The organism is Bacteroidota bacterium, from assembly GCA_025059945.1.
Lineage (GTDB): Bacteria > Bacteroidota > Rhodothermia > JANXDC01 > JANXDC01 > JANXDC01.
In genome coordinates, this window is record JANXDC010000012.1 from 74794 (window position 1) to 88952 (window position 14159).

Sequence of the window (14159 nt, forward strand, 5' to 3'; positions counted from 1 at the left end):
TGACCCCGGCACGGGGCCCCTTTATCCCCCGTAGCTGCGTATTCAGGGGTAAGGGGGCCCTCGTGCAAAGGGCTAGACAGAGGAAAGCAAGGCCATGCGCGTCCGATTGTGGCTCTGGCTTGGGGTTTTGGCCGCGCCCACCTGGGGCTCGGGGCAGGAGTTTGTCCTGCTTCCTCCGGAGCAGGTGCGATGGATCTGGCAGGAGGTTTCAGGGGATGCGGCCTATGAGCACATCCGTTACATGACCCAGTTTCATCGGCCCGGCGGCGGGGCCGACGGGCTATGGCAGGTGGCCGAGTATGTAGCCCAAAAAGCCCGCGAGTACGGACTGGAAAACATCCGGGTTATCCGCCAGCCTTACGGTTCGCGGCGCCCCTGGAACGCCCGGCTAGCCGAACTCTGGATCCTGGAGCCGGCTCCGGAGCGGGTTGCGAGCACCCTCCAGAGCCAACTTCACCTGGCCGATTACTCCGCTTCAGTCGACACTGTGGCGGAGCTTGTCGATGTGGGCGCCGGCTCCAGAGCCCAAGACTACGAGGGACGCGAGGTGCGCGGCCGCATCGTGCTCGCCCATGGACCCCTGGCGGCCGTGGTGCGCGAGGCCGTGCGCATGCGCGGTGCTTTGGGGGTGGTTTGGTTTCCCGACCCCACGCTTGAGCGCAACATAAGCTATCCGGACCAAATCAACTGGACTCGCCTGCCCACGGACTTACCCGATGGCACCTCAGGTACTTTCGCTTTCGTGCTATCGCTGCGACAGGGGCTACAGCTGCGCGCCCGACTCAGCCGGGGGCTCTTGCGCGTGCGCGCCCTTGTAGATGCAGCCTACAGCTCCACACAGGGAGACGCACCCTGGCAGGTCATGGTCGAGGCCTATATCCGGGGCTCAGAGCCGGATCTGCCGCAGGACGTCGTGCTCACGGCTCACCTGCAGGAGGAGAAATACTCCGCCAACGATGACGCCTCTGGCTGCGCTAGCTTGCTGGAGATCGCGCGGGCTCTTAATCGGCTCATCCAAGAAGGGCGCATCCCGCGGCCGCGCCGCAACCTGCGCTTCTGGTGGGTGACGGAGATCTCGAGCCAGCGCCAGTATTTCGCCGATCATCCCGAGGCGCACCGCCGCATGTGGGTGAACCTTAATCACGACATGGTGGGCGCCCATCAGGGGCAAGATGTGCTGCGCGTGCAAAACGTCACGCGGCTTCCGGCTACGCGCTTTCACTTCTATAACGACGTGGTGGAGGCCACCCTGGAGTTCGTGGTGGCGGCCAACACAAGCGAACTGGCCCAACAACAGGCCGGCGTCGAGGGGCTGTATCCCATACCCCACCTAGCCCATCTGGGCAGCCGACATCGATACAACGCGAAGATGATCTTCTTTCACAACAACACGGACCACATGACCTTCAACGAGGCCCCCATCGGCGTGCCCGGTGTGACGTTTACCAACTGGCCCGATCACTACATCCACACCTCTGACGACGACCTCTGGAACATCGACCGAACGCAACTAGGCCGAAACGCCCTGGCCGGCGCGCTCATCGCCTACGCCATGGCCTCGGTCAAGCCCGAGAACGCGCTAGTCTACCTGTCCGAGACCATCGGCAGGGGCGCCGAGCGGCTCGCCCGCAACTTGCGCCTGGGCTTGCTCTGGATCGCCCGTGAGCCGAACCCGGATGAAGCCTACTGGCGTGCGCGCTGGCAGCTGGATTACGCCCTAGAGCGGGAGCGCATGGCCGTAAGCTCGATTGCGCAGATCGGCCCGGATCTGGAGGGGCTCGTCTCAGGGGCCCTGTCGGAGCTAGAACGCCGGGCCGCCGCGCTGCGGGCGGAGCTTGAGAGGGCTTATCGGGTCCGCACGGGCCGACGCGGCACGCCTCCGGAGCCCGCGCTCTCGGAAGCCGAACAGGCCCTGGCCGCTATGCGGCCCGTGCTCCTCGGAGGGCCGCGGGAATTTTTGGAAAAGCGCGCCCAACTTCCCTCCGTGCCCGGTCTGCACGGGCTGATGGCCTTTGAGACGCTTAATGCCGTAGACGGCCGCCGCACGGGGCTGGATATCTTCCGATTTGTCGCCGCAGAGGCGCGCGAGGCGGGCGCTCATTATTATGGATCTGTGCGACCGGAGGCCGTGCGCGCCTACTTAGAGGGCGCCGCCCGGACGGGCCTGATCCGGCTTGAGCCGGCTGGCCAAAGCCGCCGGCCCACCAGGCCCTCGGGATCGTCCTTGTAACACGCCGAGGCGGCCTTGCGTCCTGCCATCGGACCATGCAGCCGCCTTGGACAAGCGCAGGACGCGCCATGCCGGCCCTATGGGCCGCGCTGGCGCTGGCGACGGGGATCGGCATCGGGGCGGCCACGCCTCAGCTTCATCCTGAGCTCTTCTGGATTTGCGCTCTCAAGGCGGCTCTGGGGCTTGTGCTAAGCTACCTGGGCTATCGCCTTTGGCCGCATCTGAGCTGGATCGGGATACCCCTCTGGAGCTCTCTTGCCCTTCTTTTGCTAAGCGCCGGAGCCCTTCGGTATCGATCCTTTACGGACGTGTCCGCTTGCGACATAGGGCTTCTGGCTAGCGCCTATGGCTCCGTGGAGGTGGCCCTAGAAGGAACCGTCGTGGCCGATCCGGATACCACACGTGCCGGCCTGCTGCGCTTCCGGCTTAAGGCGGAGCGCCTGCGCTTTCCCCTGGATACCTTCGTGACGGGATACGTACAGGTGCGCCTTGCGGCCCGTCCGTCTGGTGCGTGGCCGCAGCTAGCCGCAGGCGATCGCCTGGCCCTGGAGGGCCTGCTTGAGGTTCCGCCTTCTGGCCGCAACCCCGGCGGCTTTGACCTTCGGGCTCATCTAGCGCGCCAACGCGTACATGCTGTCTTGTTCGTGCGCCATGCAGGGGACTTGGTGCAGCTCGGATCGCATCGTTCGCCTCCGGAGGCCCTCCTTCAGGGCGTGCGCCGCTGGATTCGGGGGGCCTTTTGCGCCCACGTGCCGGAGTCCGCCCGCGGGATACTGCTTGCCATCTGGCTTGGGGACCGGCGTGAGCTTGATGAAGAACTCGAGGAGGCCTTTGCGCGGGCCGGCACGCTGCATCTGCTGGCCGTATCGGGCATGAACGTGGCGCTGCTGGCCTGGCTGGTCTACTTGGTAGTGGGAGCCTATACGGGCAGAAGACCGGAGCGGCGTCCTCTGCGGGCTGCCTTGGTGATAGGCGCCGTCCTCTTGTACGCGGCCGTAACGGGAGCTCAGCCCTCTATTGTGCGCGCTGCGATCATGACAGCGGTCGTGCTGCTGGCCGAATGCCTGGAGCGCCCCTGGACCGGCCTGAACACGCTCGGGGTTGCGGCCCTGTTGAGCCTATGGTGGCGACCCACGGACCTATGGGATCCCAGCTGGCAGCTTTCTTTTTCCGCCATGTTGGGGTTGGTGCACCTGACCCCTCTGCTACAGACCTGGACCCGGCGGGATCGGTGGGCGGTGTGGGCTAGACCACTCGGGGACATGGTGTGGACCTCCTTGGCGGCCCAGCTGACCACAGCGCCCGTGTTGGTGGCGCACTTCGGACAGCTTTCCTGGGTGGGCCCCGTAAGCAACCTCGTGGCGATTCCGGCTACGTGGATCGCCTTCGGGGCGGGCGCCGGGGTGATCGTGGGGGCCGCGCTTCCATGGTCTGAGCCGGCCCATTGGGCCGGAGCGCTCTCCGCTTGGGGGGTGGCGGCGCTGGAGCATAGCTCCCGGTGGGCGGCCTCTTGGCCCTTCGCCTCAAGCTTTTATCATCCCGAAAACGGGTTTCTGTGGGCTGCGATCGCCCTTGCGGTTCTGGCCGTGCTGATGGCTCATAGATCCCGATGGGCTTGGCGTCTCCTCTGCGCCGCGGGCTTGGCTTACGCCGTCGGGCGTGCGACGGTGCTAATCAGGGGCCCTGAGCTACAGGTGGCCTTCTTGGACGTGGGCCAAGGCGATGCAACCGTGGTGCGCACCCCTGGAGGGCGCACCCTCGTTTTCGACGCGGGCCCCAAGACCGATACGTGGGATGCCGGACGGCGGGTGTTACTGCCCGTGCTTCGGCGCTGGAACGTTCGAGGCCTAGATGTGCTGCTGCTCTCGCATGCCCACGTTGACCACACCGGAGGCCGAGCGGCGCTGGAGGCTGCCCTGCCCGTGCGACGCCTGCTGGGGCCAGAGGCGCGCTCGTTCTGGGGCGCCGGGGATACGCTCCATGTCGAACCCGGATTGCGCCTTTACCTGCTCCATCCGGCCCCAGAGGATTCGCTGCTAGCGGAAAACGACCGCTCCTTTGTGTTGCTCTTGCAGTATGGCCGTACCCGCTTCCTGTGGGCTGGCGATTTGGAGCGCGAAGGGGAAAACCGCCTGCTCGAGCGGTGGGGAAACTTCCTGCGTGTCGACGTCGTCAAAGCTCCGCATCACGGCGGCCAGAGCTCAAGCCAGACGGCGTTCATTCGGGCCACCCGGCCCTCTTGGGTGGTGATCTCCGCGGGTCGGCGCAACCCCTTCGGACACCCCCATCCAGAGGTGCTGGCGCGCTGGCGGGCGGCCGGGGCTCGCATCTGGCGCACGGACGCACAGGGAGCTGCGCTCTTCGCCTCCGATGGCCGCCGGGTGCGTTTAATAAGCCGATAGAGCCAACATGTACGACGTCGTCATTGTAGGCGGGGGGCCAATAGGGATCAACTGCGCCTTCGAGGCCCGCAAGCGCGATCTCTCGTATTTAGTCCTCGAAAAGGGCCCTATCGTGGCCTCTATTTGGCGCTATCCCCTGCATATGCGCTTTTTCTCGACCCCGGAGCTACTGGAGCTACAGGGTATTCCCATGACCATAGCGGGAGATAAGCCCACCCGCACCGAGGCGCTCGCCTACTATCGCCGCCTGGTACTCGACTACGGGCTCAACTACCATACCTATGAGCCCGTCTTGGCCGTAGAGGGACAAGACGGTCGCTTTCGGGTGCACACCCACAAGGCTACCTATCAGACAGCAAAAGTCGTGCTGGCCGTTGGCGCTTTCGCTCGGCCCCGGCTGCTCCGCGTACCGGGGGAGACGCTACCCCATGTGCAGCATTTCTACACGGAGGCCCATCCCTACGCGGGCTGCGACGTGTTGGTGGTGGGGGGCAAGAACTCGGCCGTGGAGGCGGCTTTGGATCTGTATCGGCACGGCGCCCGGGTGACGATGGCGGTGCGCAGCCCGGACTTTCGGGAGAGCGTCAAGTATTGGCTTCTGCCCGACATCCGAAACCGGATCGCGCAAGGGCAAATCCGGGCCTTCTTCGACACCTCTGTGGAGGCGATCGAGCCGGAGCGCGTCTGGTTGCGCACGCCGGAGGGACGCAAGGCCGTGCGGGCCGATTTCGTGCTCGCCCTTACGGGGCATGAGCCCGACTATGCGTTTCTGGAGCAAGCCGGTGTGGCGATTCAAGACGATCCATATCGGACCCCCGTATACGATCCCGAGACGCTTGAGACCAACCGCAAGGGGATCTACTTAGCTGGGGTTGTGCTAGGGGGGTTGCGCACGAACCAGTGGTTCATCGAAAACAGTCGCGGCCACGCCGTGCAAGTCATGGAGCACATTCGGCGGCTTTTGTGATCGGGCGCGCAAAGATCAAATAACCCGTATGCGCGACCATGCGATCTGCGGGCCGCAGCCGATCGGAGACGGCCTTGTAGGGTCGTAAGAGCAGCTCTTCTACTTCAACAAAGCGAAAGCCGTGCGCCCGAAGCGCCTCCAAAAGCAGGCTCACCTGATTGGCCGTGGGCAGAATCGCCCCAAAAAAGCTGCCCGCCCGCAGCGCGGCCCGAACCTGGGGGAGGTACTCCCAGGGGGAGCGCACGTCCAAAAACAGCGCATCTACATCCGTTTCGCAGAAGCCCTCGGCGATGTCCCGCACGCGCCACACGATGCGATCCGCAAGCCCAAGCGCGGCGAGGTTTTCCCGGGCCAGGGCCTGATGCTCGGGCCGGCGCTCATAGGAGTACACGCATCCCGAAGGCCCTACAGCCCGAGCCAGGGCCAAGGTCAGGGCGCCGCTGCCGGTTCCCGCCTCGATGACCCGAGCACCCGGCTGCACGTTGAGCCGCAGTAGAATGTAGGCCGCGTCTTTGGGGTAGATGATCTGGGTGCGGCGCCGCAGATGCTGCATGAGATCCGCCGTGCTCGGCTCCAGGACCCAATACGGAGCCCCCTTGTGGGTGCGCACCACCGAACCCGAAGACAGGCCGATGATGGCCTCGTGGGCTAAAACCCCGTGGTGCGTGCTCAGCTGTTTGCCGGCCTCCAGCCGCACTATGTGTGTGGTTTGATCCGGGGCGATAAGCAAAACCAGGTCACCGGCGACAAACCGACGCTCCATGGCTTTCAAAAACGATCGAAGAGGCGTCCTGCGAATTTGCGGTCCAGGGAGGCGGATTTGCCAATCGTCTTTTGAGCCCCTTGACAGGAGGACACGGGAAAACGGATATTTTTCCCACGCAAATGCCCCGGTAGCTCAGCTGGATAGAGCAGCGGTTTCCTAAACCGTTGGTCGCAGGTTCAAGTCCTGCCCGGGGTACGACAGGATGCCCTCCTCCCAGCTCCCCCTCTGCGCGATTCCCGGAGGGGAATCCCCCTATTTGCGGTCGTATCCCACCGACTCAGCGGAGCTCATAGATAGTTTACTTGCCTTTCTTGTCGATTTGGGTTACGTTTTGCAACGGGATTGGGCCGCAAGCCGGAGGAGGGGACCGGAACGAAATGGCCACTGCATGCCTACAAGAAGACCTCATCGCGATTCGGACGGCACGTCAGCTCTCCTTGGCCGATATAGAAGCCAGCACCCGAATTGGGCGCGACGTTCTTGCGGCCATGGAGGCCGGATGCCTGCATGAGCGCGGGTTTTCCGTCGCCCATCAGCGCGGACTTTATCGGGCTTATGCACAGGCACTTGGGTTAGATTTCGCCCACCTTTGGCAGGCTGTATGCGCCCATCAAGCGGGCGCCTATCGGGGTAGCTTAGGACACCGCTATCTGGGGCGCGCTCTAGAAGCAGAGGAGCTTGAGGCCGAAATCCAAGCCTCAATGCAGGAGCAAGCTCTCCCCAAGCCCCCTCGGGTGCTCACGGCTTCCATACTTCAGGCCGACATCTCCGCCGCTCGCATCCGAGTAGGGCGGTTACTAGGCGGAATGGCCACTCTGTTTGGATTCTTTGCCCTGGGGGCTCTTCTGTACGCCGCCTGGAGTTGGCGGCAACAGGAGGCGATCGCTCCCCCCGACATGGCCCGGGCGGAGGTGCAACCGGAGCGTTTCACTCCGCGAGGGGGCGAGGAAAGTGCAACCGGCTCCGTTGCCTTGCCGGATACCCTGTTCTTCACCATAGAGGCCGCTTCTGGGCCCCTGGATCCCATACGGGTCCGATTAGACAACGGGTCCTCGGTGCGCTACTGGATCGAGCGCGGACAGCGGCGCACCTTCTACGCTCGAGATTCCTTCGCCTTGCGAGGGCCCGTGAGCCGGCTGCGGCTGTGGATTTTAAACCGATCCTATCGGGAATTTCCCGATACGCTAGACTACACGTGGGTACGTTTTACCCGAAAGCAGCTGCTGATGTGGCTGGCCGATCATGAGCGACTTTTCCCCTCTAGCCCTCACACCGGAGGAGGCTCGAGCCGAGATCGAACGCCTCCGCCGTGAAATCGAGCGGCATAACGAGCTCTATTACGTGCACGGCGAGCCGGAGATCACGGACTACGAGTACGACCGGCTCATGAGCCGGCTCTTGGCTCTTGAGCGCGCCTTTCCTCAGTTCCTCACCCCGGACTCTCCTAGTCAACGCGTGGGAGGTCAGATCACGAAGGAGTTTCCGGTCATCCGGCACGAAGTGCCCATGCTCAGCCTGGACAACACGTACTCGGAGGAAGAGCTGCGCGATTTCGACCGGCGCGTGCGCGAGCTGCTGGAGGGACGCGCGTACGACTACGTGGTGGAACTCAAAATCGACGGAGTGGCCGTCAGCTTGCTCTACGCCGATGGGCTATTGCAGTACGGGGCCACGCGTGGAGATGGAATGCTGGGTGAGGAGATCACGGTCAACCTACGCACGATTCACGATATCCCGCTGCGCGTTCGCGGTCCGAGGCCTATCCCCGATCGCTTCGAGGTGCGCGGAGAAATATATATGCGCCGTCAGGACTTCGCCCGGCTTAACGAGGAACGCGAAGCGGCCGGCGAACGCGTCTTTATGAACCCCCGCAACGCCACCGCGGGCACGCTCAAGCTGCAGGATAGCCGCGAAGTGGCCCGCAGGCGGCTGCGCTTTTTCGCCTACTATCTGCGCGCCCCTGAGCTCGGGCTGTCCACGCATTGGGAGGCGCTCGGATGGCTGCGGGAACGCGGTTTTCCGGTAAACCCCCATGCCCAACATGCGCGCGACATGGACGAGGTCTTGGCCTTTATCCGGCGCTGGCACGAGGCCCGACACGAGCTCGAATACGATATCGACGGCGTGGTGGTGAAGGTCAACCAGCTGGCCCTGCATCCGTTGCTGGGGGAGACGGCCAAAAGCCCGCGCTGGGCGATCGCCTTCAAGTATCCGCCGGATCAGGCTATAACGCGTCTGCGTGAGATCACCCTCCAGGTGGGCCGAACAGGCATCGTGACTCCGGTAGCGGAGCTAGAGCCCGTGGTGCTGTCTGGAACGACGGTCTCGCGGGCCTCGCTGCACAACGAGGACGAGATCCACCGCAAAGACATCCGGGTCGGGGACTGGGTCATCGTTGAAAAAGCCGGCGAGATCATTCCGCAGGTTGTCGGGGTAATCCGCGAGCGCCGTCCCCCGGAGGCCGTCCCGTTTCGGATGCCCTCTCAGTGTCCCGTCTGCGGGGCCCAACTGGTGCGGCCGGAGGGAGAGGTGCGCTATTACTGTCCCAACGCCTCTTGCTCGGCCCAGGTGCGGGAGCGCATCCGACACTTCGCCTCCCGCGACGCCATGGACATCGAGGGCCTGGGCGAGCGCCTTGTGGACGCGCTGGTTTCGGCGAACCTCGTGCGCGACGCGGCCGATCTATACAAGCTGCGGGCTGATGCGGTCGCGCGCCTGGAGCGCATGGGGCCGAAATCGGCCGAAAACCTCATGCAAGCGATCGCCCGATCGCGGCAGCGCCCCTTTGAGCGCGTTTTGTACGCCCTGGGGATCCGACATGTGGGATTGGTCACCGCGCGGGCTCTAGCCGAACATTTGGGGTCCATGGACCGCATTCGGCAAACCTCGTTGGAGCAGCTCATGCAGGTGCCCGGCGTAGGCCCCACGGTAGCCCAGGCGGTGCGGGCTTTCTTGGATGATCCTCATAACCAGGACCTTATCGAGCGGCTCCGGGCGGCCGGGCTGCGGCTAGAGCACCAAGGCCCCCGCGCAGACGCTCCCCTAAAGGGCAAGACCTTTGTGCTCACGGGCGCCCTCGAGGCCATGACCCGCGCCGAGGCCAAGGCCCGATTGGAGCAACTAGGAGCGCGCGTGACGGATTCCGTTAGCGCGCACACGAACTATCTCGTCATAGGTGCGGATCCCGGCTCCAAGCTCGACAAGGCTCGTCGGCTGGGGATTCCTCTACTGGATGAGGCCGCCTTCTTGCGGCTTCTGCAGGAGGCTGAATCCCAAAAAGCGTAGTTCTGACATGCACCGTCTGCGTATCCGGTGGGCCTGGCGCCGCCTTCGGCGTCTTCTTCCCGGCTATCGCGCCCCCCATCCCCCACCGCTAGTGCTTTGGGTGTTGACGGCCGAGCAGTTCGGTCTGCTGCGGCCCCATCTGGAGGCCCTAGCGAGGCGATGGGGAGCAGGAGGACAGCGCTGGCTCATTTTGCAGAATGAGGCTCGATCGAAACCTCCGCCCTCGAGTTTTGAGCGCTACGTGCTTCCGCCGCAGCAGCGGTGTTGGGATGGGGGGCTGGGCGATGAGGCGCTCCGTTGGCTCGAGGCCTCGGCCTCCCGATGGGGTATCTGCTTGGAGCCCTCGGTTTCTCCAGCCGCGGCCGAAGCCCTGCTTCGATCCGGCGCTCTCTGGCGGGTCGCCCTGTCGACGCCCGCGCTGGAGGAGGTAGTCGATCTCGTATGGCAGATCCGTGAAGACGATCCCGAGCACGTCACAAGACAAATGGCCCGTTATGCGGATTGGGTTCGAGGGTTTGGGGGGGTGGGCTCCGCTTGATCCAAGCGCTGAACCCGCAACCGCAGGATCCGATGCGAGGTGGCCTCCTCGATAACGAAGCGAAACCGGTCGATAAGCAGTGTATCCCCCGCCGCGGGCACCCTGCCGGCGTGATACAAGATAAGTCCCGCCACGGTCTCTAAGGCGGGCTCCTCCGGCCCGAGACGGCGACCAAGAAGCTGTTCCAGGTCCTCCAGTCGCGTGCGGCCGTCTAGACGGTACTCCCCAGGCCCCAACGCTTGCGGACTGGGAACGGTTTGCTCCTCCTGGGGCTCTCCGATGATCTCATCGATTACGTCCCGTAGCGTTACTAGCCCCAGGGTCCCCCCGAATTCGTCGACCACGATGGCCATGTGCTGGCGTCGCTGCTGAAACAGCCGCAACAGTTCCTCAAGGCCCGTACTGGGGGGCACGAACAGAGCAGGACGAACCATCTGAATCCAAGATGGAGGATCCGGCGGACTCTGCTGCAGAAGTTCGAGCAGGTCTTTAGCGTACAAAACGCCCAGGATCTCGTCTGGGGATTCTCCATAGACGGGAATGCGAGAATATCCGGTTTCCTCAATGAGTTGACGCACCGTTTCCCAGGAGGCCGTAGCGGGGACGGCCGCCATGTCTAGACGTGATACGAGCACATCGCGCGCTGTCTTGCCTCGAAACTCCAGCAGTCCGGTGATGAGCTCCGCTTGCTCCGGATCACGAGCCGATGCGGTCTCAGGCTGGGGCATCTGAGCCGGCTGCCGAGGGCTCATGTGCCTTTGCAGGGTTCGCTCTAGCGTCCGCACCAGCGGAGAGAGCACCCAAGCTAAGGGCAAGAAGGCGAGCGCAACCCCCAATCCAATGTGCCTCCACAGGCTAGGTGCCGGACGCCGGGCCCGCCAGTCCACATAGCTTAGCGCTCCCAGAAGCCCCAAAAAGCAGACCGGCTGCCAGGCCCGGGGCAGGGGTTCCGTGATCCACCACCAGCCGAGCACCAAAGCGGCCGCGGCAACGCTCTGGGCGATCGCCGCCGAAAGGGCCCCCAAAAGGGCCAAGGGGCCCTCGGACTCCTCCGCCGGATGCACGCCACGCCGCCATTGCAGCGCGCCAAAATAAGCGCCCGCTCCGGCGAGGACCAGTATCCCCCCCCAGATCCAGGACCAACTGGCGTGTTCTTCGGGGTCCACGGTGTTGTCGGGTAGCCGACTTTGCGCCGAGAATTTAGCGCACCTGGAAAAGATGCGCTACTTCGCTGCCTGAGAGGCGCTTTCGATGCGCGGTGAGGAAGTGGCGCGCGCGGAGGGATTCGAACCCCCAACCGGCGGATCCGAAGTCCGCTGCTCTATCCAGTTGAGCTACGCGCGCGTTTGCGTTCACGACACAAGCGTGATGCCCTTTAAAGGTAATAAAGGCTCCATGCGAGGCACAAGAGCGGAACTTGCCTATTGGCTCGGGCGCGTGCCAGCTTTGCCACGTTTGGCTTATGGGAGAGCTCGACACAACCGTGTCGCCGACGGGGCTCAGCGGCTCTGAGGCGCAAAGACGCCTGGAGGTTTACGGCCCTAATGCGCTTCCGGAGAGGCCGCCAGAGCCCCTCTGGGAGCGCCTGGGGCGTCAGATCCGTAGCCCCCTAGTTTACATTCTGCTATTGGCCCTATTCATAGACGGGGCGATTTGGCTCTATGAGGGAGGGCGCGAGCTGCCCCTGGAATCGCTGGCCATCTTGGCCATTCTGCTCTTGAATACGGCTCTGGGGGTGCTGCAGGAGAAGCGCTCTGAGCAGGCGCTCAGGCGCCTTAAGGCCCTCGCGGAGCCCTCGGTGTGGGTGCTTCGGGATGGCCGTTTCACGAGGATTCCGAGCCGACAATTGGTCCCGGGCGATGTGGTGCGGCTAGAGGCCGGAGACCGCGTGCCGGCGGACGGATCGCTCCTAGAGGCCCATGGGCTGCTCGTGGACGAAAGCCTGCTAACGGGCGAAAGCGTGCCGCAGGACAAGGGGGCCGGCGAGGAGCTATACGCCGGCACCCTGCTTGTGAGGGGCCGAGCCCTGCTAGAGGTGAGCCGCACCGGGCCGAGAAGCGCCATGGGCCGTATAGCGAGCGCCCTAAGCGAAATGCAGGAGGAGCAGACCCCATTAGAGCGTCGGCTTGCGGCCTTCGGAGGCCGGGTGGCGCGTTGGGTGCTGGTCTTGGCTTTGGGCCTCGTGGGGCTTGGGCTCCTTGTGGAGGGCTTTTCCGGGCGTGTGATCCTGTTCGCCGTAGCCTTGGCCGTGGCCGCGGTGCCGGAGGGGCTACCGGCTGTGCTGAGCCTGACCTTGGCTTTGGGCGTAGAACGCATGGCCCGCCGCAAGGCCGTGGTCCGTCGTCTTGCCGCCGTAGAGGCCTTGGGAAGCGTTACGGTCATCGCCACGGACAAAACGGGCACCCTTACGGAAAACCGCATGGACGTTGAATCCGTTGTCGGACCCGATCCAGAGGGCGCGTTGCTGGCGATGGTCGTATGCAACGACGCCGACCTCAGAACGGGCGCCGGCGATCCGCTGGAGCTAGGGCTGCTGCGGTACGCGGCCCAGCGGCTGGATGTGGAACGGGTGCGCCGCGAAAACCCGCGCCTCTCGGAGCGCCCTTTTGATAGCACCTGGAAGTTCATGCGCGTCAGCACGCCCTCCGGAAGCTTTCTCAAAGGGGCCCCTGAGGCCCTGATCCCCCGTTTGGCCCTTCCGGCATCGGAGCAGCAGGAGCTGCTACACCAAGCGGAGCGCTACGCCGAAGAGGGGTTCCGCGTACTGGGCTTTGCGCACGGACCGGGGGAGCAAGAAGGGGAGCTACGCTTTTTGGGCTTTGCGCTGCTGCTCGATCCACCCCGAGCAGAGGTGCCGGAGGCGATCCGGCGCATCCAACAGGCCGGGGTGCGGGTCGTGATGATCACGGGCGATCATCCGGCTACAGCCCTGGCCGTTGCGCGCAGACTGGGAATGCGGGCCGAGGTCGTGGTCACGGGCCCGGAGCTGGAGCGGCTTTCGGATGCGGAGCTGCTTTCGGTGGACGTTTTCGCCCGGGTGCGGCCGGAGGATAAACTCCGCATCGTGCGCGCGTTTCAAGAGGCCGGAGAGGTGGTGGCCATGACCGGCGACGGGGTAAACGACGCTCCGGCCCTCAAACGAGCCGACGTCGGAGTGGCCATGGGGCAACGGGGCTCGGATGTGTCCCGTGAGGTGGCGGACCTAGTGCTCCTCGATGACAACTTCGCCACCATCGTGGCCGCGGTCGAGGAGGGGCGCAGCATCTACGAGAACATCCAGAAGTTCATTCGCTTTCTTTTTTCAACCAACCTCTCGGAAGTCCTTCTTGTGGCCGTGGGGTTGGTCTTGGCCGCCCTTATGGGTCTGCGGGATGCGGCCGGGCATCTGCTTCTGCCCCTTAGCGCGGCGCAGATCCTTTGGATCAATTTAATCACCGATGGCCTGCCGGCCTTGGCTCTGGCCCTGGACCGCAATCCCGGCGTGCTAGGGCGCCCGCCCCGATCGCCGCAAAGTCCTCTGCTGGACGGGCCCTCTTTGCGTTTCGTCGTGCTCACCGGCCTATTGAAGGCGACCGTAGCGCTGCTGCTTTTGCTGTTGTTGCCCATGCGGACGGATCTTGACAAAGCCCGAACAACCGTATTTCACTTCATGGCCGTTGGCCAGCTGTTTTTCGCCTACGCGGCCCGGCATACAGACCAGAGGCCGCTTCCCAACGCATACCTGCACGGGGCCGTGGCCCTGGGCATAGCCTTGCAGCTAGCCGTGGGCGTCTGGATGCCCGCTTTTGTGTCCGCTACCCCCATAGACGCTCCTCTTTGGGGGCTGCTTCTGGGTTGCGCGTTGGGGGTATGGCTTGTTGCGGAGGCCCTAGATCGCCGGCTATGGCCAGCGGTAAAAAACCCGTAACAGCTTCGTCTTGGACCGTGCTCGGAAACACGCGGCGGGCTAAATTCTGGGGGCGTTCAAACGA

At 64.2% G+C, this 14159-nt stretch carries 9 protein-coding genes and 2 tRNA genes; 8 read left to right on the forward strand and 3 right to left on the reverse strand.

The features are described from left to right. Window positions 1–94 precede the first annotated feature (94 nt). The 3 genes from NZ993_07350 to NZ993_07360 all read left to right on the forward strand — a co-directional run bounded on the left by NZ993_07350 (window position 95) and on the right by NZ993_07360 (window position 5599). Window positions 95–2230, forward strand: a complete 2136-nt coding sequence (locus NZ993_07350) for a M28 family peptidase (protein ID MCS7155606.1) — start codon at window positions 95–97, stop codon at window positions 2228–2230. Window positions 2231–2298: 68 nt separating this feature from the next. Continuing rightward, window positions 2299–4632, forward strand: a complete 2334-nt coding sequence (locus NZ993_07355; GenBank protein ID MCS7155607.1) for a DNA internalization-related competence protein ComEC/Rec2 — start codon at window positions 2299–2301, stop codon at window positions 4630–4632. A gap of 7 nt (window positions 4633–4639) precedes the next feature. Next, entirely contained in the window at window positions 4640–5599 is a 960-nt protein-coding gene (locus NZ993_07360; GenBank protein ID MCS7155608.1) for a YpdA family putative bacillithiol disulfide reductase, read from the forward strand. Here NZ993_07360 and NZ993_07365 read toward each other — a convergent pair. Continuing rightward, a complete protein-coding gene (locus tag NZ993_07365; protein ID MCS7155609.1) occupies window positions 5571–6362 on the reverse strand; it encodes a tRNA (adenine-N1)-methyltransferase in 792 nt (263 codons plus the stop codon). The genes NZ993_07360 and NZ993_07365 overlap by 29 nt on opposite strands. Window positions 6363–6486: 124 nt before the next feature. Here NZ993_07365 and NZ993_07370 point away from each other — a divergent pair. From NZ993_07370 to NZ993_07385, 4 genes are all read left to right on the forward strand, one after another. Further along, a tRNA-Arg gene (locus tag NZ993_07370) sits at window positions 6487–6560 on the forward strand. 182 nt (window positions 6561–6742) lie between these two features. Beyond that, window positions 6743–7678, forward strand: coding sequence for a helix-turn-helix domain-containing protein (locus NZ993_07375; GenBank protein MCS7155610.1), 936 nt, complete (start codon window positions 6743–6745; stop codon window positions 7676–7678). Then, complete coding sequence (ligA, locus tag NZ993_07380; GenBank protein ID MCS7155611.1) at window positions 7608–9650, forward strand: NAD-dependent DNA ligase LigA; 2043 nt, start codon at window positions 7608–7610, stop codon at window positions 9648–9650. Before NZ993_07375 ends, ligA begins: the two co-directional genes overlap by 71 nt. A gap of 7 nt (window positions 9651–9657) precedes the next feature. Next, complete coding sequence (locus NZ993_07385; GenBank protein MCS7155612.1) at window positions 9658–10188, forward strand: hypothetical protein; 531 nt, start codon at window positions 9658–9660, stop codon at window positions 10186–10188. Here NZ993_07385 and NZ993_07390 read toward each other — a convergent pair. Both NZ993_07390 and NZ993_07395 read right to left on the reverse strand, forming a co-directional pair. Beyond that, window positions 10143–11354 carry a hemolysin family protein gene (locus tag NZ993_07390; GenBank protein MCS7155613.1) on the reverse strand — a complete coding sequence of 404 codons (1212 nt, stop codon included), beginning with the start codon at window positions 11352–11354 and terminating at the stop codon, window positions 10143–10145. The genes NZ993_07385 and NZ993_07390 overlap by 46 nt on opposite strands. 101 nt (window positions 11355–11455) lie before the next feature. Beyond that, window positions 11456–11532: transfer RNA gene (locus NZ993_07395), tRNA-Arg, on the reverse strand. Between the two features lie 118 nt (window positions 11533–11650). Here NZ993_07395 and NZ993_07400 point away from each other — a divergent pair. After that, complete coding sequence (locus tag NZ993_07400; protein MCS7155614.1) at window positions 11651–14095, forward strand: cation-transporting P-type ATPase; 2445 nt, start codon at window positions 11651–11653, stop codon at window positions 14093–14095. Window positions 14096–14159: the final 64 nt, after the last annotated feature.

What these genes read in the sequence shown, in the direction of transcription:
- NZ993_07350 (MCS7155606.1), top strand. Translation starts at nt 95, where the DNA reads ATGCGCGTCCGATTGTGGCTCTGGCTTGGGGTTTTGGCCGCGCCCACC.
- NZ993_07360 (MCS7155608.1), top strand. Translation starts at nt 4,640, where the DNA reads ATGTACGACGTCGTCATTGTAGGCGGGGGGCCAATAGGGATCAACTGC.
- NZ993_07375 (MCS7155610.1), top strand. Translation starts at nt 6,743, where the DNA reads ATGGCCACTGCATGCCTACAAGAAGACCTCATCGCGATTCGGACGGCA.
- NZ993_07365 (MCS7155609.1), bottom strand. Translation starts at nt 6,362, where the DNA reads ATGGAGCGTCGGTTTGTCGCCGGTGACCTGGTTTTGCTTATCGCCCCG.
- NZ993_07400 (MCS7155614.1), top strand. Translation starts at nt 11,651, where the DNA reads ATGGGAGAGCTCGACACAACCGTGTCGCCGACGGGGCTCAGCGGCTCT.
- NZ993_07385 (MCS7155612.1), top strand. Translation starts at nt 9,658, where the DNA reads ATGCACCGTCTGCGTATCCGGTGGGCCTGGCGCCGCCTTCGGCGTCTT.
- NZ993_07355 (MCS7155607.1), top strand. Translation starts at nt 2,299, where the DNA reads ATGCCGGCCCTATGGGCCGCGCTGGCGCTGGCGACGGGGATCGGCATC.
- ligA (MCS7155611.1), top strand. Translation starts at nt 7,608, where the DNA reads ATGAGCGACTTTTCCCCTCTAGCCCTCACACCGGAGGAGGCTCGAGCC.